Origin of the sequence: Streptomyces sp. NPDC002779, assembly GCF_042888685.1 — a bacterium.
Taxonomy (GTDB): Bacteria; Actinomycetota; Actinomycetes; order Streptomycetales; family Streptomycetaceae; genus Streptomyces.
This window is the reverse complement of record NZ_JBIAQC010000006.1, coordinates 352,094-370,203: the sequence shown is the minus strand read 5'-3', so window position 1 is coordinate 370,203 and position 18,110 is coordinate 352,094. Positions and strand designations below refer to the sequence as shown.

Here is an 18,110-nt window from a genome sequence, read left to right as displayed (position 1 = left end):
AGGATTGAGAGACCATGTCTGACCACCACGGATACTCCGAGAAGGACGTCCAGCGGGAGGTCTCCGAGCTGGAGGCCCAGTCCGCCACCGCGGCCCGCATCTTCGACCTGCGCCGCATCATCGGCGGCCTCTTCGTCGTCTACGGCGTGATCGTCACGATCGCCGGCATCAACCCCTCGGACGCCACCCTGGACAAGGCCGAGGGCATCAACATCAACCTCTGGACCGGCCTGGGCATGCTGCTCCTCGGCATCTTCTTCCTGACCTGGCTGAAGCTGCGGCCCACGCCGCCGCCGACGCCGGCGGAGGCGCCCGAGGACGAGCGGAAGTAATCGGCACGGGGGTGCCCACGCGGGCACCCCCGTCTCAGGCCTCCGGTGACGGTGACGAGGGCGGCAGCGGTCCCGCCCGGTCCAGCAGGCCCGTGCGGGCCGCCAGGGCCGCTGCTTCCAGGCGGGAGCCGACGCCCAGCTTCATCAGGACCCGCTGCACATGGGTGCGGGCCGTTGACGGAGCGATGCCCATGCCCGCCGCGATCAGGCGGGTGTCCTCGCCGTCGGCTACGCGGACCAGGACCTCCACCTCCCTCGGGGTGAGCATCTGGAGCAGGCGCTGGCCCTCGTCGTCCGGCTGGGCCGCCGGGTTGAGCAGCTCGCTGAAGGCACCTTGGAGCAGTTGCGGGGCCACCGCGGCCTCCCCCGCCCTCGCCTTCATGATCGCCCGTTCCACTCCCTCGATGCGCTCGTCGTGCCGTACATAACCCGACGCTCCCGCCGCGAACGCCGCCGCGATCCCCCGCGGACTGGGCACCGGGCCCAGGACCAGCACCGCCACCTGCGGGCGTTCCCGCTTGATCTTCACCACCGGGTCGAACATCCCCGGCTCGGCCGGTGTCGCCGTACCCAGCAGGCACACCTCCGGCGCCCTGGTGATCACCAGCTCCGCCGCCCCCGCGGCCGGTGCCGCCGCGGCCAGCACCCGGTGCCCCCGCAGCTTCAGGGCCGAGGCCAGCGCCTCGGCGAGCAATCGGTGGTCGTCGACCACCATGAGCCGAACTCCCATCGAGCAACCCCCCAGATCCCCACACGTCCCCACCCACACGTCCCCGGGCGCACCCCCGGGGATGCCCCCGGAAGCTACACGCTTGTTCGACGTTGCGCTCCCCCTACTGGAGAGATGTGCCCCGGATCGCCGAAATTCCTCGCATTCGCGGGTGATGAGCGGTACGTGCACGGCCCCGCCCCTGAACAGGGACGGGGCCGTGCCACAGGCGTTCGATCGGCTACTTCGCGCCGAAGCCGATCACCAGGTACTCCTCCTCGCCGGTGCTGCCGAGCTCGCTGGCGAAGACGTCCGACATGAACAGCCGGCCCTGGCCGTACAGGATCTCGGCGTAGTCGGGCAGCATGCTGCGCTCCACGTCCATCACCGATTCCGTGGCCGGGTTCTCCATCAGCTTCGTCTCCTTGAAGGAGCCGCCGTCGAGGGACACGACCTGGCCGCCCTTGTCGTACGGGCCGCGCTTGTACGCGATCAGGTTCGGGCCGTCCATGCGCAGCGGCACGAGCTCGTAGTTGTCCCCGGCGTCGGCCCGCTGGCCGGTCGGCTTGCCGGTGGCCAGGTCGAAGGAGACGATCTCGTTGGTGTCGCTGTACTCGGCGGTGCCGTCGCGCTTCTCGGTCGGCAGGTAGAGCCGGTCGTTGCCCACGGCGAGCTGACGGCACTCCTCGACCTTGGTGATGCCGTCGCAGCTGGCGTTGTACTGCTCGCCCGGCGCGGAGATGCGGGTGCGCAGCTTGCCGGTCTTGTTGTCGATGGAGAAGAAGTCCGAGATACCGCTGCCGTCCCCGGCCGCGTCGCCCACGTCGGCGGCCACCACCAGCGGCTCGGTGGAGACGACGCTGGCGTACTCGATGCCCGTGTCCATCTTGTACTCCGAGATCACCTTCCCGGACTTCGGGTCGATGTTCTGGATGCTCAGCTCACGGTCGCCGTACTGACCGCACTTGCGCACCGCCACCAGCTTGGGGCCGCCCGCGTAACCGGCGTCGTAGCAGGTGTCGGTCGCCTTGGGTGCCCAGAGCTGGTCGCCGGTGGCGATGTCGAAGGCGGCGCCGCCGCTGGTGCTGCCGGCGGCGACGGTGCTCGCGCTGACCGTGACGTTGTCGAAGCTGATCGGCTGGGTGCCGCTCTCGACCGTCTTGGTCCACAGCTTCTTGCCCGCGTCGAGGTCGATCGCCGAGACCTGGCTGCAGCCGTGGGACGGGTCGGCCTTGGTGGGCATCTTCGGCTGGTAGGTGATCGCCGTCTTGTTGTCCTCGGTGGCGTGGTTGCTGCCCTGGCAGACGGGGCCGGGGAGCTCGATCGTCCACAGCTTCGTGCCCTTGTCGGGGTCGTAGCCGACGACCTCGGCGACGCCGCTCTTGGCGTACACCGTGTCGGTGAGCCAGGAGCCGACCGTGGGGATGGTCCGGTCGTCCTTCACCTCGGGGGCCGGGACCTGGAAGAGCACCTTGGAGTTGGGGTCGGCGGGCACCTTCTCCGTCGCCTTGCCGGCCGCGGTGCCGCCCGTGCCGCCGGTGTCGCCGCCCTTGTCACCGCCCTTGTCGCCGCCACCGCCGGTGCCGCCGCTGGAGCTCGCGGTGTCGTCCTTGCCGCCGTCCTCGCCGGAGGACGAGGCGTACCAGACGCCGCCGCCGATGATCAGGGCGATCGCCACGACTGCGGCCACGATGATGGCCATCTGCGCGTTCATCTTCCGTCCGCCGCCCGGCTGTCCCGGCTGCGGATGCATCGGCATGGTCGGCTGACCGGGATAGCCGTAGCCGGGCTGCTGGCCGTAGGGCGGGGTCGGCGGCTGGCCGTACGCCGGCTGCTGGCCGTACGCCGGGGTGGCGGGCTGGCCGGGGTAGCCGTAGCCCGCGGGCTGCTGGGGATAGCCGTAGCCCTGCGGGGGCGTCGGCGGCGGCTGCTGCGGTGCCTGGGGTGCGCCGAAGCCGGGCTGCTGGGCGGGCTGTTGGGGCTGCTGCGGCGCGCCGAAGCCGGGCTGCTGCGGCGGCTGGTCCTCGGGCGGGCCGAAACCGCCGCCCGACGGGGGCTGGTTGGGCGGCGGAGGCGGGGGCTGGGTCATGGTGTGGCTACCTCGGGAAGGGGGACGACTGGGAACGGGACGCGGGAGCGGCTCACTTGCCGAAGGCGAGCATCAGCTTCTCCTCCGTCTCGTCGCTGCCGGACAGGCGCGTGGTCGACAGATAGAAGCGGCCGTCGATCCAGTCGTAGGTCCCGGAGTAGAAGCTGTCCTCGATGTCGGCCGTGCCCGCCGGGTTCTGCAGCAGCTTCACCGGCTTGTGGCTGCTGCCCGTGACCGGGATCGACACGACCTGGCCGCCCGACTCCCAGGACGGCTTGACGTAGGCGATGAGCTTGCCGCCCTCGACCTTCAGCGGCAGCATCGACTCCTCCGCCGGTGACTTCACGCGCCACTTCTCCTTGCCGCTGGCGAGGCTGATCGCGACGATCTCGTTGGCGCCGGTGGTGGCCTCGGTGGGCAGGTACAGCGTCGAGGCGTCGGCGGCCACGCCCTGGCAGCCGCGCAGGTCACGCTGGAGGACGGCCCAGCCGCACTCGGGGGAGAAGCTGTCGTCGACGTCGACCTGGGACTTGATGGAGCCGCCGGAGCCCAGCGTGGAGATGTTCCACGCGTTCTTCTTCTCGTTGGTGCTGTAGACGACGACCGGGTTCAGGGAGTAGATCCGCTCGGCCCTCCAGCCCTTGTCGGGCTTCCAGGTCCACTTGGCCTTGCCGGTCTTCGGGTCGAGCTCCTGGACCTCGTCGTGCTCGTTGTCGCCGCCCGCGCCGCAGGACGAGACGGCGATCAGCTTCTCGCCGCCCGCGAAGGCGGCCGGGAAGCAGGCGTCGCCGTACTTCTTCTTGTCCCAGAGCTTCTTGCCGGTGGTGACGTCGTACGCCGTGCCGGACTGCGAGCGGCCCACCATCAGCGTGTTGCCGGTGATGGACATCTCGATCTGGAGGGTGCTGTCGAAGAGTTCGCCGTCGGCGACCTCGCCCTGCCAGCCCTTCTCGCCGGTGTTCAGGTCGAGTTCCTGGAGCTGGTTGCACTCGGCGCGGTCGCTGGCGCCGCTCATGTACGCGATGACGACCTTGTCGTCGGCCGTCTTCTCCGGGGTGACCGCGCAGATCTTCTGCGGGAAGGTGATCGGGTCCCAGGCCGGGACGCCGTCGCCGACGCTGTAGGCGAAGACCTGCTTGTACGCGGCCTTCACCGCCGTCTTGTCGGTGATCCACAGGCCGGGGGCGTCGGCACCGGAACCGGGCGCGTCCGGCGCCTCCTTGTACCAGAGCACCTTCGCCTCACCGGCCTTGCGGCCCTCGTTGAGGTTCTCCGGGTCCTCGCCGCCGTCGCCGCTGCCGTCCCCGGGGTTGACCGGGTCGTCGGAGGCCTTGGGGTCGTCGCTCCGCTGCGCGACCGGCTTCTTCTTCTTGCCGCCGTCGTCGTCACCGCCGGCCACCGCGAACACGGTGCCGCCGACGACGAGCAGCGCCACCACCGCGGCACCGATGACGAGCGCGGGCTTGCCCTTGAAGGGGTTGCGGGAGCCGCCGGGCGGGGTGGGCGCGCCGGGGTACTGGGGCTGCTGCGGGTAGCCGTACCCGGGCTGCTGGCCGTAGGCGCCCGGCTGCTGCGGCTGGCCGTAGGGACCCGGCTGCCCGTAGGGGCCCGGCTGCTGGGCGTACGGGCCCGGCTGGGCGTACGGGCCGGGCTGCTGGGGTGCCTGCGGGTAGCCGTAACCGGGCTGGGGCCCGGCGGGCGGCGGGCCCTGCGGGGGCGGGGGCGTCTGAGGCGGGCCCTGGGGTGGCGGCGGGGTCCCCGGCGCGCCGAAGCCGCCCTGCGGCGGCGGGTCCTGCGGCGCGCCGAAACCGCCGTGCGGCGGCTGGTTGGGCGGCTGGCTCATCAGCGGTTTCCCCCTTGTGACCGATGTGGCGCCGCGCTCTGTGGCGCTGCGTTTCCGCCACACCCGTTGTATTCAGACGGTTCTCAGACCGCCTCTTTCTATCACTCGGCACCGACAACCCACCGGGCCGGTGAACGCCTGTTCCCAAGGGACGACCGGCTCGTGATACCGCCGTTACGCGCCTTCACGCGCCCTTCACGCCGCTTACGCGTCCTCCGCCAGCTCCAGCCAGCGCAGCTCCAGCTCCTCGCGCTGTCCGGCCAAGTCCCGCAGCTCGGCGTCGAGTTCCGCCACTTTCGCGAAGTTGGTGGAGTTCTCGGCCATTTGGGCGTGCAGCTTGGTCTCCTTCTCGGTGACCTTGTCGAGCTGGCGCTCGATCTTCTGCAACTCCTTCTTGGCGGCGCGCTGGTCGGCGGCGCTCCGGTCGGGGGCGGCCTTCTCGACGACGGGCGCCGCGGCGGCGGCCGCCTCCTCCATCCGCCGGCGCCGCTCGATGTACTCGTCGATGCCGCGCGGCAGCATCCGCAGGGTGGCGTCACCGAGCAGGGCGAAGACCCGGTCGGTGGTGCGCTCGACGAAGAACCGGTCGTGGGAGATGACGATCATCGAGCCGGGCCAGCCGTCGAGGACGTCCTCCAGCTGGGTCAGGGTCTCGATGTCGAGGTCGTTGGTGGGCTCGTCGAGGAAGAGGACGTTCGGCTCGTCCATCAGCAGCCGCAGCAGCTGCAGCCGGCGCCGCTCACCGCCGGACAGGTCGCCGACCGGCGTCCACTGCTTCTCCTTGTTGAAGCCGAACGTCTCGCACAGCTGCCCGGCCGTCATCTCGCGCCCCTTGCCGAGGTCGACCCGCTCCCGCACCTGCTGCACGGCCTCCAGCACCCGCAGGGTCGGGGCGAGTTCGGCGACCTCCTGGGAGAGGTAGGCGAGCTTGACGGTCCGGCCCACGGAGATCCGGCCGCCCGCGGGCTGCGCCTCCCCCTCGGTGCGGGCCGCCTCCGCCATCGCGCGCAGCAGCGAGGTCTTCCCGGCGCCGTTGACGCCCACGAGACCGATCCGGTCACCCGGGCCGAGCTGCCAGGTGAGGTGCTTGAGCAGCACCTTGGGACCGGCCTGGACGGTCACGTCCTCCAGGTCGAAGACGGTCTTGCCGAGCCGCGAGGAGGCGAACTTCATCAGCTCACTGGTGTCCCGGGGCGGCGGCACGTCCTTGATGAGCTCGTTGGCGGCCTCCACCCGGAAGCGCGGCTTGGACGTGCGCGCGGGGGCGCCGCGTCGCAGCCAGGCCAGCTCCTTGCGGACCAGGTTCTGCCGCTTGGTCTCCTCGGTGGCGGCGATGCGCTCCCGCTCGGCCCGCGCGAAGACGTAGTCGGAGTAGCCGCCCTCGTACTCGAAGACGTCGCCCTTCTGCACGTCCCACATGCGCGTGCACACCTGGTCCAGGAACCAGCGGTCGTGGGTCACGCACACCAGCGCGGACCGGCGCTCGCGCAGGTGCTGGGCGAGCCAGGAGATGCCCTCGACGTCGAGGTGGTTGGTCGGCTCGTCGAGGACGATCAGGTCCTGTTCGTCGATGAGCAGCTTGGCGAGCGCGATACGGCGGCGCTCGCCACCGGAGAGCGGCCCGATCACGGTGTCCAGGCCCTGCGGGAACCCGGGCAGGTCGAGGCCGCCGAAGAGGCCGGTGAGCACGTCCCTGATCTTGGCGTTGCCCGCCCACTCGTGGTCCGCCAGGTCCCGGATGACCTCGTGCCGCACGGTGGCGGCCGGGTCGAGGGAGTCGTGCTGGGTGAGCACGCCGAGGCGCAGCCCGCCGGAGTGCGTGACGCGGCCGGTGTCGGCCTCCTCCAGCTTGGCCAGCATCCGGATCAGGGTCGTCTTGCCGTCGCCGTTGCGGCCGACCACCCCGATCCGGTCCCCTTCGGACACGCCGAGGGAGACGCCGTCGAGCAGGGCACGGGTGCCGTACACCTTGCTGACGTTCTCGACATTGACCAGATTGACGGCCATTACTCTCCTGCCCAGGGGGATCGATCGACCCTCCAGGGTAGTCGTCGCGCCGGGCCCGCGGACCCGGTGTCCGGCGACGCCCCTACGCGGAGACCACGGTGGCGCCCGGCGCCGGGCCCGTGGCCACCCGTACCGCCCGGCAGGTACCGGACGAGCGCAGCGACTCGGCCACCTTCAGCGCCGCCTCCGGATCCCGCGCGAGGAAGGCCGTCGTGGGGCCCGAGCCGGAGACCAGCGCGGCCAGCGCCCCGGCCGTGCGGCCCGCGGCGAGGGTGCCGGCCAGCTCGGGGAAGAGGGAGAGCGCGGCGGGCTGGAGGTCGTTGGAGACGGCCGCGGCGAGCGCGTCGGGGTCGCCCTCGGCGAGCGCGCCGAGGAGGTCCTCGGAGGCGACCGGCGCGGGGATGTCCCGCCCCTCGGCGAGCCGGTCGAACTCACGGAAGACGGCCGGCGTCGACAGCCCGCGCGAGGCCATGGCGAACACCCAGTGGAAGGTGCCGCCGGTCTCCAGCGCGCGCAGCTTCTCGCCCCGTCCGGTGCCGAGTGCGGCCCCGCCGACCAGGCTGAACGGCACATCGCTGCCCAACTCGGCGCAGATGTCGAGGAGTTCGTCCCGGGAGGCGCCCGTGCCCCACAGCGCGTCGCAGGCGAGCAGGGCGCCCGCGCCGTCCGCGCTGCCGCCCGCCATGCCGCCGGCGACGGGGATGTCCTTGGCGATGTGCAGCCGCACGTCGGGGCTGATGCCGTAGCGCGCGGCGAGCGCCTCGGCGGCCCGCACGGCGAGGTTCGTACCGTCCAGGGGGACCTGGACGGCGTCGGGCCCCGTGCAGGTGACGCGCGGGCCGCCCGCCGACGCGGTGACGGTGACCTCGTCGTACAGGCCGACCGCGAGGAAGACGTTGGCGAGGTCGTGGAAGCCGTCGGGGCGGGCGGCCCCCACCGCGAGCTGGACGTTGACCTTGGCGGGGACGCGGACGGTGACGCTCACTGGGGACCGGACTCCTTGTGCTCGGCGATCCGCGCGAACTCCTCGACCGTCAGGGCCTCTCCGCGCGCCTGCGGGGAGACGCCCGCCGCGACGAGCGCCGCCTCGGCGGCCGGCGCGGACCCGGCCCAGCCCGCGAGCGCGGCCCTGAGCGTCTTGCGCCGCTGCGCGAAGGCGGCGTCGACGACGGCGAACACCTCCTTCTTGGAGGCGGTGGTCTTCACGGGCTCACCGCGGCGGACGAGCGACACCAGCCCGCTGTCCACGTTCGGGGCCGGCCAGAAGACCTTGCGGCCGATCGCTCCGGCCCGCTTGACCTCGGCGTACCAGTTCGCCTTCACGGAGGGCACGCCGTACACCTTCGAGCCGGGCGCCGCGGCGAGCCGGTCGGCGACCTCCGCCTGCACCATCACGAGGGTGCGCTCGATGCTCGGGAAGGTGTCGAGCATGTGCAGCAGCACGGGTACGGCGACGTTGTACGGCAGGTTCGCCACCAGCGCGGTCGGGGCGGGGCCCGGCAGCCCGGTGACGTGCATCGCGTCGGAGTGGACCAGCGCGAACCGGTCGGCGCGGTCGGGCATCCGGGCGGCGACGGTGGCGGGCAGCGCGCCCGCGAGGACGTCGTCGATCTCCACGGCGGTGACCCGGTCGGCCACCTCCAGCAGCGCGAGCGTGAGCGAACCGAGCCCGGGCCCGACCTCCACGACCACGTCGTCGGGCCGCACGTCCGCGGTGCGGACGATGCGGCGCACGGTGTTCGCGTCGATCACGAAGTTCTGACCACGCTGCTTGGTGGGCCGCACGCCGAGCACGTCCGCGAGTTCACGGATGTCGGCGGGGCCCAGAAGGGCGTCGGGGGTGGGGCTGCTGCTCACGGGACAAGGGTACGGGCCGGGAAGCGGGCGCCCTCACCCCTGCAGCCGCGCCCCGCAGTGCGGCCAGGGGCTCGCCCCGCGCTGGACGTACAGCTTCTTCGCGCGCAGGGTCTGCTCCGCGGCCGGTGCGTCCTGGGGCCGTCCGCTGCCGCCGAGGCTCCGCCAGGTCTGCGTGTCGAACTGGTACAGGCCCCCGTACGTCCCCGACGGATCCACCGCCTGGGGGCGCCCGCCCGACTCGCACGCCGCAAGGCCCTGCCAGTTCAGGTGGTCCGCCCCCCGCACGGACGTCGGCATGGGCTTCGTCCCCACCTTCACCACCTGGGTCCGGGGCTCGCGCACCACCTCGCTGCCGAGGCGCCGCGGCTTCTGCCGGACGCCGTTGACGGTGACCAGGGAGTACGTGACCCGGCGCAGCCCGGGCTGCCCGGCGCGCTCGACGACCTCGGTGCCCCGGAACAGCGAGGGGTCCTCGCTGCGCCTGACGTCGAAGGGGATCTCCTCCTCGCGGACCTCTTTCGTGCCGGTGATCCGCAGCACGGTCACCGTCTGCCCGTCGCGCGGGAAGCTCCCGGGCGGCACGGAGGTGGCGTCCCGTCCGCGCAGGGTGATCCCGGCCTCCTCGACGACCTCCCGGACGGTCGCCGCGTTGGTGCGCACGGTACGGGCCCGGCCGTCCGCCATGATCGTCACGGAGCGCTCGGTGCGCACGTCGAGCGCGAGCCCCGCCCGGCCGATCCGCGTGGAGCGCGCGGCGGACAGATAGGCCCCCTCCGCCCGCACCCCCCACTGCCCGAGCGCCTCCTCGACGGTGCGTGCCGTCGTCCACACCTCGCGCCGCTGTCCGTCGACCGTGAGCCGCACGGGGCGCCCGTAGCGCACCGCGACCTCGTCGCCGCTGCTGAGTTCCGTCCCGGGGGCGGGGGCGACCACGTCGTGCGCCCCGACCTCCACCCCCTCCTGGGCGAGCAGTTCGGTGACGTCGTCGGCGAAGGTGTGCAGGGTGCGCGGGCGGCCGTCGACGTTCAGCTCGATCGCCTTGTCCTTGGCGACGAAGGCGGTGGTGCCGCCCGCCAGGAACGCGACCACCAGCGCCTGCGGCAGCAGCCGGCGCACGGAGCCGTCCGCACTCCCCTGGTAGCGGCCCTTGCGCCGACGCGTGCCCCGCCGTACCGGAGCGGCTCGCACCACCGGCGCGAGCGCTTCCTCTTCGGGCACCCACGGCTCGTACGGTCCGGCCACCCCGTACGCCAGCGTCTCCGCGCTGTGCAGATCACCGGGGGGCGCGTCGAATCCGCCGTACGCCTGCGGCGGGTACGTCTCGTACTGCGACCTGCTGCTCACGTCGCCACGCTCCAGTGGGCCAGAGGGGTCCCGATCGGGCCCCCAGAACCTAGCGGAGCGAGTGTCACTCTCCAAAGCGACGCGACTACACACCGTCGCGAGCCGGTAGGGGTGTCAGTAGCCGAAGGCGCGGGCGGTGTTGGCGCCGAGGGCCGTCGCCAGCGCGTCCTCGTCGATCCCGCGCACCGCGGCCATCGCGCGCACCGTGACCGGAATGAGATAGGGGGCGTTGGGCCGTCCGCGGTAGGGCGCCGGCGTCAGGAAGGGGGCGTCGGTCTCCACCAGCAGCAGCTCCAGCGGGGCCACGGCCACCGCCTCCCGCAGGTTCTGGGCGTTCTTGAAGGTGACGTTGCCGGCGAAGGACATGAAGTATCCGGCCGCGGCGCAGATCTCCGCCATCTCGGCGTCACCGGAGTAGCAGTGGAAGACGGTCCGCTCCGGCGCGCCCTCCTCCTTCAGCACCCGCAGGACGTCCGCGTGCGCGTCGCGGTCGTGGATGACCAGCGCCTTGCCGTGCCGCTTGGCCATCTCGATGTGGGCGCGGAAGGAGCGCTCCTGCGCCTCCTTGCCCTCGTCACCGGTGCGGAAGTGGTCGAGGCCCGTCTCGCCGACGGCCTTCACGTGCTCCAGCGCGGCCAGCCGGTCGATCTCGGCGAGCGCCGCGTCGAGCCCGGCGTCGCCGCCCGGTTCGCGGGCCCCCTGCCGGGACCAGCCGTCGGGGTCGCCGTGGACGATGCGCGGCGCCTCGTTGGGGTGCAGGGCGACCGCCGCGTGCACCTCCGGGAACGCGGCCGCCGTGTCCGCGGCCCACTGCGAGCCGCGTACGTCGCAGCCGACCTGCACGACCGTCGTCACCCCGACCGACGCGGCCTTGGCGAGCCCTTCCTCCACGGTGCCGGACTGCATGTCGAGGTGGGTGTGGGAGTCGGCGACCGGCACCCGGAGCGGTTCCGGGAGCGGCGGCGCCGCGTTCTTGTCGCTGGAGGAAGGCATGCCCCGATCCTACGAAAGGGGGCACCGGCGACTCTCGGCACGTCAGCGGCTCTCGGCCGCCACCACCGCGTCAGCGGCTAGGCCCGTCAGCGACTCCAGACCGTCACCACCCCGCCAGCGGCTCCAGACCGTCACCCGCCAGCGGCTCTTGAGCCTCGGCCGGGCGACGACCAGGCCAAGATCCGCGGCTTCCGCGTCGAACCGGCCGAAATCGAGTCCGCGCCCACCGCCCATCCCACGGCCCGCCACCCCCACCAGCAAGCCCAGACCCCCCCCACCACGTCAGCGGTTCCAGACCGCCCCCATCCCGCCAGCGAACCCAGACCGTCACCACCCCGCCAGCGAACCCAGACCGCCCTCACCCCGCGTCAGCGAGCCCAGGCCGCCCCCACCCCGCCAGCAAGCCCCCCTCACGCCCCCGTCAGCGGCTCTTGGCCGCCACCACCGCGTCGAAGACGACCCGCTTGGGCAGGCCCGCCTCCGCCGCCACCGCCGCGATGGCCTCCTTGCGCCGTTCGCCCGCCTCCTCGCGCACCCGCACCCGGCGCACCAGTTCCTCGGGGCCGATCTCCTCGGGTCCCTTCTCCGGCGCGCCCTCCACGACCACGGTGATCTCGCCACGCACGCCCTCGGCCGCCCATGCGGCCAGCTCCGCCAGCGGGCCGCGCTTGACCTCCTCGTAGGTCTTGGTCAGCTCCCGGCACACCGCGGCCCGCCGCTCCTCGCCGAAGACGGACGCCATCGCGGCGAGGGTGTCGTCGAGGCGGTGCGGGGCCTCGAAGTAGACGAGCGTGCGCCGCTCCTCGGCGACCTCCCGCAGCCGCGAGAGCCGCTCGCCCGCCTTGCGCGGCAGGAACCCCTCGAAGCAGAACCGGTCCACGGGCAGCCCGGACAGCGCGAGCGCGGTGAGCACGGCGGACGGCCCGGGCACGGCGGTGACCTTGATGTCCCGCTCGACCGCCGCGGCGACCAGCCGGTACCCGGGGTCGGACACCGACGGCATCCCCGCGTCGGTGACGAGCAGCACCCGCGCGCCGCCCAGCAGTTCGTCGACGAGTTCGGGGGTCCGGGCGGACTCGTTGCCCTCGAAGTAGGACAGGACCCGCCCCTTGGGCGTGACGCCGAGCGCCTGGGTCAGCCGGCGCAGCCGCCGGGTGTCCTCGGCCGCGACGACGTCGGCGCCGGCGAGTTCCGCGGCGAGCCGGGGCGGGGCGTCGGTGATGTCGCCGATCGGGGTGCCTGCCAAAACAAGGGTTCCTGTCACGTTTCCATCCTCGCAGGCGCCATGCGCGGGACTCCCACAGAAGGGTTCCCTACGATGGCGCGGTGACCAGTACAGCGTCGTCCATGGACTCCACGGACACCCGGCAGGGCCAGGCGCCGCACGACCAGCGGCCCTCGTGGCAGCAGCGGCTGCGCCGATTCGGATACTCGGCGGGGGCCAGAGCCGACGTCCGCGACCGCCTGGTGCCGCCGTACGTGCAGCCCAGTCCGCGGCTGTGGGCGGTGCTCGGGCTGCCGCCGACGCTCGCCGACCGGCTGGTGCGCTGGTCGGGCTGGGGCGGTCCGCTGCTGATCACGCTGTTCGCGGGCGTGCTGCGGTTCTGGAACCTGGGCAGCCCGAAGGCGGTGATATTCGACGAGACGTACTACGCCAAGGACGCCTGGGCGCTCGTCCACCGCGGCTTCGAGGTCAACTGGGACAAGAACGCCAACGACCTGGTCCTGTCCATGGGCGACAAGGTCCAGCTCCCGTCGGACGCGGCGTACGTCGTGCACCCGCCGGTCGGCAAGTACGTCATCGGGCTCGGCGAGCTGATGTTCGGGTTCGACCCGTTCGGCTGGCGGTTCATGACCGCGCTGCTCGGCACGCTGTCCGTGCTGATGCTGTGCCGCATCGGCCGCCGGATCTTCCGCTCCACCTTCCTGGGCTGCCTCGCGGGCGCCCTGATGGCGGTGGACGGACTGCACTTCGTGATGAGCCGCACCGCGCTGCTCGACGGCGTGCTGATGTTCTTCGTGCTGGCCGCGTTCGGCTGTCTGGTCATCGACCGCGACAAGGCGCGCGAGAAACTCGCCGCCGCCCTGCCCGCGGACGCCGACGGCCGGGTCCGCCCGGACGCGCACCTCGCCGAGACCCTGCGCCTGGGATGGCGCCCCTGGCGCTGGACGGCCGGCCTGATGCTGGGCCTGGCCATCGGCACCAAGTGGAACGGCCTGTACATCCTGGCCGCGTTCGGCCTGCTGACGGTCCTGTGGGACGTCGGTTCCCGCAAGGTGGCGGGCGCCCGCAGCCCGCATACGGCGGTGCTCAAGCACGACCTGGGCTTCGCGTTCCTGGCCACCGTGCCGGTCGCGGTCCTCACGTACATCGTGTCCTGGACCGGCTGGATCCTCTCCCCCGCCGACGGCTCCGGCGGCTACTACCGCAACTGGGCCGCCACCGACGGCAAGAACAGCGACTGGTCGTGGCTCTTCCCGGACTGGTGGCGCAGCCTGTGGCACTACGAGTCCCAGGTGTACGACTTCCATGTCGGCCTGTCCTCGCCGCACACGTACGAGTCCAACCCGTGGAGCTGGCTCGTCACCGGCCGCCCGGTCTCGTACTTCTACGAGTCCCCCGCGCCCGGCAAGGACGGCTGCCCGGTCGACGCGGGCGAGAAATGCGCGCGCGAGGTGCTGGCGATCGGCACGCCGCTGCTGTGGTGGGTGGCCGCGTTCGCGGTGCTGTACGTGCTGTGGCGCTGGTTCTTCCGCCGCGACTGGCGGGCTGGCGCCATCGCCTGTGGCATCGCGGCCGGTTATCTGCCCTGGTTCATGTACCAGGAGCGGACGATCTTCTTCTTCTACGCCGTGGTGTTCCTGCCCTTCCTGTGCCTGGCCGTCGCGATGCTGCTCGGCGCGATCGTCGGACCGCCGAAGTCGAGCGAGACCCGCCGGGTGGCGGGGGCGACCGGCGCGGGCGTGCTGGTGCTGCTGATCGCCTGGAACTTCATCTATTTCTGGCCGATCTTCACCGGCACCGCCATCCCCATCGACGACTGGCGTTCCCGCATGTGGCTGGATACCTGGGTATAGCAACAATCCGGGAACACCCGCCCCCGCTGTCACACCCTGCCTTTACAGTGCGAAGACCACTGGGGAAACGGGGAGGGACAGCCCAATGGGCAAGGGGGTGAAGGCCGCCGTCATCGGGGGAGTGTTCGCGGTGATGGTGGGGGGCGCCGGATACGGCGCCTACAACGTGGTGTCGGCGCTGGACGGCGACGGTAGCGGGCCCGCGGTCGCGCGGACCGGGCCGCCGAGCGGGGACGAGGTAGAGGAGACGGCCGGGAAGTTCTTCGCGGCCTGGGAGAAGGGGCAGGCGGCCGAGGCGGCTTCGTACACCAACTTCGACCAGGCGGCCCGGCCGCTGCTGACCGCGTACGCGCAGGCCGCGCACATCACCGGCGTGAAGATCACGCCGGGTGCGGCGAACGGCGGGGTCGTGCCCTTCACCGTCGACGCGAAGGTGTCGTACGACGGGAAGAGCAAGCCGCTCACCTACCGGAGCGAGCTGAAGGTCGTGCGGGGAAAGACCTCCGGCAAGGCGCTGGTCGACTGGGATCCGGCCGTGGTCCACCCGGAGCTGAAGAAGGACGACACCCTCGTCACCGGTGAATCGAAGAGCCCGCCCATCGAGGCCGTGGACCGCGACGGACAGGTGCTGACGAAGGCGAAGTACCCCTCGCTCGGCCCCGTCCTGGACACCCTGCGCGACCGCTACGGCGACAAGGCCGGCGGCACGCCCGGCGTCGAGCTGGTGATCCGGCACGCCGCCGAGGACGTCGCCGACACCCCGCTGCTCACGCTCGCCGAGGGCAAGGCGGGCACGCTGCGCACCACGCTGAGCGCGGGCGTGCAGGCGGCGGCCGAGCGGGCGGTGAAGAGCTACGCCGAGTCGTCGGTGGTGGCCGTCAAGCCGAGCACGGGCGAGGTGCTGGCGGTGGCGAACCACCGTGCGGACGCCTTCAACGCCGCCTTCGAGGGCCGGGTCGCGCCCGGCTCCACGATGAAGATCGTCACCGCGGCGATGCTGATCGACAACGGTGTCGCCTCGATGAACGGCCCCGCCCCCTGCCCGGACACCGCCACCTGGCAGAGCCAGACCTTCAAGAACCTGCCCGGCCTCGCCGCCAACGAGAGCGCCACGCTCGCCGACACGTTCATGCGCTCCTGCAACACCGGCTTCATCAAGCTCGTCGACGAGGAGCCGCTGACCGACGCCTCGCTGACCGCGGAGGCGCAGGAGCGGTTCGGGCTCGGCAAGGACAACTGGAAGACCGGCATCTCCTCCTTCGACGGCAGCGTGCCCGCCTCCACCGGACCGGACCGCGCGGCCAACGCCATCGGCCAGGGCCAGGTCCAGATGAGCCCGCTGAACATGGCGTCGGTCACAGCCACCGCGATCACCGGAACCTTCCGGCAGCCGTACCTCGTCTCCCCCGACCTGGACGACCGGCCCCTGGCCACCGCCCAGGGCCTGCGGCCGGACACCGCCGCCCAGCTCAAGCAGATGATGCGGCTCACCGCGACCCAGGGCACCGCCCGGGACGTGATGGCCGGGCTCGGTGGCGACATCGGCGCCAAGACCGGTTCCGCCGAGGTGGACGGACAGACCGCCAACAGCTGGTTCACCGGCTTCCGCAATGACATCGCCGCGGCGGCGATGAGCGTGTCCGGCGGACGCGGCGGCGAGGCGGCGGGCCCGATCGTGAAGGCGGTGCTGGCGGCGGGTGGCTGACGTCACCCGCCGGGTTCCGGGACTCTAGGGTGGTCCCGTCGTTGGGCTGACGGGGGCCTCGGGATCTCGCGGAGGATCGGAAGACAGTGGGCAAGAGAAGGCGCGTCGCCGAGCGACGGAAGACGAGTCCCGCGGTGCTGGCCGGCGGGGCCATCGCCGTGGTCGCCGTCGGCGCGGCCGTGGCCGGCTATGCGCTGTACGGCGGCTCCTCGGCGGCCGAGGACCGCGGGCGCAGCACCTCCGCCGGCGAGAAGAGGGTGAAGACGGGCCCGCTGTCCGCCAAGGAGGTCACCACCGCCTCCCGCGCCTTCCTCACCGCCTGGCAGCAGGGCAGCGTCGCCGGGGCGGCCGCGGCCACGGACGACGCGGCGGCGGCCCGCAAGCTGCTCACCGGCTTCACCGAGGACGCCCGGGTCCGGGACGTCACGCTCACCGCGGGCACCCCCACCGGCGCCGAGGTCCCCTTCTCCGTCAAGGGCACGGTGACCCACGGCAAGCTCAGCAAGCCGCTGGCCTACGACAGCGCGCTGACCGTCGTACGGCGGCAGACCGACGGCGAACCGGTCGTCGCGTGGCGGCCGTCCGTCGTCCATCCCGGCCTCAAGGACGGCGACACCCTGGTCACCGGCGAGTCCGGCACCCCGCCGGTCAAGGCGCTCGACCGGGAGGGCGGCGAACTGACGACCGCGAAGTACCCCTCGCTGGGCCCCGTCCTGGACTCGCTGCGCGAGAAGTACGGCAAGACGGCGGGCGGCAAGGCGGGCATCGAGCTGCGCGTGGTCCGCGCCAAGAAGTCCGAGGCGGCGGAGAAGACCCTGCTGGAGCTCAGCAAGGGCACGCCGGGCACCGTGAAGACGACGCTGGACCCGGCCCTCCAGGCCGCCGCCGAGAAGCAGGTCGCCGAGAGGGCGCGCTCCTCGGTGGTCGTGCTGCGCCCCTCCACCGGCGAGATCCTGGCCGCCGCGAACGCCTCCAAGGGCTTCAACACCGCCTTCCAGGGCTCCCTGGCGCCGGGCTCCACCATGAAGGTCATCACCTCCTCGCTGCTCATCGAGAAGGGCCTGGCCTCGGCGGACAAGGCGCATCCGTGCCCGAAGTACTTCACGTACGGCGGCTGGAAGTTCCAGAACGACGACAAGTTCCTGATCAAGGGCGGCACCTTCAAGGCGAGCTTCGCGCGCTCCTGCAACACGGCCTTCATCAGCCAGGCGCCCGAGCTGGACGACGACAGCCTCACCAAGCAGGCCCAGCAGGTGTTCGGCCTCGGCCTGAACAACTGGTCCGTGGGCGTCTCGACCTTCGACGGTGCCGTCCCGGTGCAGTCGCAGGCGCAGATGGCGGCCGAGCTGATCGGCCAGGGCGGGGTGCGGATGAACCCGCTGAACATGGCGTCGGTGTCCGCGACGGTGAAGTCGGGCGTCTTCCGCCAGCCCTACCTGGTCTCCCCCGAGGTGGACGGCCGCGAGCTCGCCACGGCCTCGCGCACGATGTCCGCCGGCACGCTGTCCCAGCTGCGCGACCTGATGGCCTATACGGCGGCCTATGGCACGGCGGCCGAGGCGATGGCCGGGGTGAGCGGTGACGTCGGCGCCAAGACCGGCTCGGCGGAGGTCGACGGCCAGAAGAAGCCGAACGGCTGGTTCACCGCCTACCGGGGCGACCTCGCCGCCGCGGGCGTCGTCCAGGCGGCCGGGCACGGCGGGGAGACGGCGGGGCCGATCGTGGCCGCGCTGCTGAAGCTGGGCGGCTGACTCAGCCGCGTACGGGCTCGGCGGCCGCGATGTAGGTGCGGCGCAGGAAGCGCAGCAGGGTCTTGGTCTCGAACTGCACCACCGAGACGCCCTGCGCGGAGTGGAACTCCACCACCGCCTGCACCCGGCCGCACGGCCACACCCGCACCTCGCCGCTGCCGGCCGGGGCGCGCAGCCCCTGTTCCAGCAGCGCCCGGTCGCACGTCCATTCGTGCGCCCCGGGCAGTCCGAACCGCACCGCGCGGGGGTCACGGTCGGGGTCGTAGCGCAGGACGACCGGTACCGCGTCCCGGTCCTCCTGCACGCGGACGTCGGTGTCCGTGACGATGTGGGCTCGTGCGTACTGCTCGACTACGGACATCGGACGGCCCCTTACGCTGAGCGACCTGTGCGAAAGCTGTG

Annotated in this window: 15 protein-coding genes; 4 read left to right on the top strand and 11 right to left on the bottom strand. The window is 72.2% G+C overall.

The features are described 5' to 3' along the window. Window positions 1-14: 14 nt before the first annotated feature. Window positions 15-332 (top strand): hypothetical protein, encoded by a 318-nt coding sequence (locus tag ACFYW5_RS19775; protein ID WP_389418306.1) that lies wholly within the window; start codon window positions 15-17, stop codon window positions 330-332. Between the two features lie 34 nt (window positions 333-366). On the opposite strand, the gene ACFYW5_RS19770 is transcribed toward ACFYW5_RS19775, so the two are convergent. From ACFYW5_RS19770 to rsmI, 10 genes are all read right to left on the bottom strand, one after another. After that, on the bottom strand, window positions 367-1,062 hold the full coding sequence (locus ACFYW5_RS19770) for a LuxR C-terminal-related transcriptional regulator (RefSeq protein WP_250077532.1): 696 nt from the start codon (window positions 1,060-1,062) through the stop codon (window positions 367-369). Between the two features lie 220 nt (window positions 1,063-1,282). Next, a complete protein-coding gene (locus ACFYW5_RS19765) occupies window positions 1,283-3,130 on the bottom strand; it encodes a PQQ-binding-like beta-propeller repeat protein (protein ID WP_389418305.1) in 1,848 nt (615 codons plus the stop codon). Between the two features lie 52 nt (window positions 3,131-3,182). Beyond that, entirely contained in the window at window positions 3,183-4,973 is a 1,791-nt protein-coding gene (locus ACFYW5_RS19760; RefSeq protein ID WP_389418304.1) for a PQQ-binding-like beta-propeller repeat protein, read from the bottom strand. 204 nt (window positions 4,974-5,177) lie between these two features. Beyond that, window positions 5,178-6,980 carry an ABC-F family ATP-binding cassette domain-containing protein gene (locus ACFYW5_RS19755; RefSeq protein ID WP_389418303.1) on the bottom strand — a complete coding sequence of 601 codons (1,803 nt, stop codon included), beginning with the start codon at window positions 6,978-6,980 and terminating at the stop codon, window positions 5,178-5,180. Between the two features lie 82 nt (window positions 6,981-7,062). Then, a complete protein-coding gene (locus ACFYW5_RS19750) occupies window positions 7,063-7,965 on the bottom strand; it encodes a 4-(cytidine 5'-diphospho)-2-C-methyl-D-erythritol kinase (protein ID WP_389418302.1) in 903 nt (300 codons plus the stop codon). Continuing rightward, window positions 7,962-8,837, bottom strand: coding sequence for a 16S rRNA (adenine(1518)-N(6)/adenine(1519)-N(6))-dimethyltransferase RsmA (gene rsmA / locus ACFYW5_RS19745; RefSeq protein WP_389418301.1), 876 nt, complete (start codon window positions 8,835-8,837; stop codon window positions 7,962-7,964). Before rsmA ends, ACFYW5_RS19750 begins: the two co-directional genes overlap by 4 nt. A 33-nt stretch (window positions 8,838-8,870) precedes the next feature. Beyond that, window positions 8,871-10,181, bottom strand: coding sequence for a ubiquitin-like domain-containing protein (locus ACFYW5_RS19740; protein ID WP_389418300.1), 1,311 nt, complete (start codon window positions 10,179-10,181; stop codon window positions 8,871-8,873). Window positions 10,182-10,295: 114 nt separating this feature from the next. Then, complete coding sequence (locus ACFYW5_RS19735) at window positions 10,296-11,174, bottom strand: TatD family hydrolase (protein WP_389418299.1); 879 nt, start codon at window positions 11,172-11,174, stop codon at window positions 10,296-10,298. A gap of 42 nt (window positions 11,175-11,216) precedes the next feature. Continuing rightward, window positions 11,217-11,408, bottom strand: a complete 192-nt coding sequence (locus tag ACFYW5_RS19730; RefSeq protein ID WP_389418298.1) for a hypothetical protein — start codon at window positions 11,406-11,408, stop codon at window positions 11,217-11,219. Window positions 11,409-11,595: 187 nt separating this feature from the next. Then, a complete protein-coding gene (gene rsmI, locus ACFYW5_RS19725) occupies window positions 11,596-12,438 on the bottom strand; it encodes a 16S rRNA (cytidine(1402)-2'-O)-methyltransferase (RefSeq protein WP_389418297.1) in 843 nt (280 codons plus the stop codon). A gap of 62 nt (window positions 12,439-12,500) precedes the next feature. On the opposite strand from rsmI, the gene ACFYW5_RS19720 reads away from it, so the two are divergent. From ACFYW5_RS19720 to ACFYW5_RS19710, 3 genes are all read left to right on the top strand, one after another. Further along, complete coding sequence (locus tag ACFYW5_RS19720; protein WP_389418296.1) at window positions 12,501-14,252, top strand: dolichyl-phosphate-mannose--protein mannosyltransferase; 1,752 nt, start codon at window positions 12,501-12,503, stop codon at window positions 14,250-14,252. A gap of 85 nt (window positions 14,253-14,337) precedes the next feature. Beyond that, window positions 14,338-15,957, top strand: a complete 1,620-nt coding sequence (locus tag ACFYW5_RS19715; RefSeq protein WP_389418295.1) for a penicillin-binding transpeptidase domain-containing protein — start codon at window positions 14,338-14,340, stop codon at window positions 15,955-15,957. Window positions 15,958-16,043: 86 nt separating this feature from the next. Further along, window positions 16,044-17,708 carry a penicillin-binding transpeptidase domain-containing protein gene (locus ACFYW5_RS19710; protein WP_389418294.1) on the top strand — a complete coding sequence of 555 codons (1,665 nt, stop codon included), beginning with the start codon at window positions 16,044-16,046 and terminating at the stop codon, window positions 17,706-17,708. A 1-nt stretch (window position 17,709) separates the two neighbouring features. On the opposite strand, the gene ACFYW5_RS19705 is transcribed toward ACFYW5_RS19710, so the two are convergent. Continuing rightward, window positions 17,710-18,069 (bottom strand): SsgA family sporulation/cell division regulator, encoded by a 360-nt coding sequence (locus ACFYW5_RS19705; protein ID WP_389418293.1) that lies wholly within the window; start codon window positions 18,067-18,069, stop codon window positions 17,710-17,712. Window positions 18,070-18,110: the final 41 nt, after the last annotated feature.

Bases quoted from the DNA above. Each gene is read 5' to 3' on its own strand.
- ACFYW5_RS19770 (WP_250077532.1), bottom strand. From the start codon at position 1,062: ATGGGAGTTCGGCTCATGGTGGTCGACGACCACCGATTGCTCGCCGAG.
- ACFYW5_RS19760 (WP_389418304.1), bottom strand. From the start codon at position 4,973: ATGAGCCAGCCGCCCAACCAGCCGCCGCACGGCGGTTTCGGCGCGCCG.
- ACFYW5_RS19765 (WP_389418305.1), bottom strand. From the start codon at position 3,130: ATGACCCAGCCCCCGCCTCCGCCGCCCAACCAGCCCCCGTCGGGCGGC.
- ACFYW5_RS19715 (WP_389418295.1), top strand. From the start codon at position 14,338: ATGGGCAAGGGGGTGAAGGCCGCCGTCATCGGGGGAGTGTTCGCGGTG.
- ACFYW5_RS19735 (WP_389418299.1), bottom strand. From the start codon at position 11,174: ATGCCTTCCTCCAGCGACAAGAACGCGGCGCCGCCGCTCCCGGAACCG.
- ACFYW5_RS19775 (WP_389418306.1), top strand. From the start codon at position 15: ATGTCTGACCACCACGGATACTCCGAGAAGGACGTCCAGCGGGAGGTC.
- ACFYW5_RS19730 (WP_389418298.1), bottom strand. From the start codon at position 11,408: ATGGGCGGTGGGCGCGGACTCGATTTCGGCCGGTTCGACGCGGAAGCC.
- ACFYW5_RS19755 (WP_389418303.1), bottom strand. From the start codon at position 6,980: ATGGCCGTCAATCTGGTCAATGTCGAGAACGTCAGCAAGGTGTACGGC.
- ACFYW5_RS19705 (WP_389418293.1), bottom strand. From the start codon at position 18,069: ATGTCCGTAGTCGAGCAGTACGCACGAGCCCACATCGTCACGGACACC.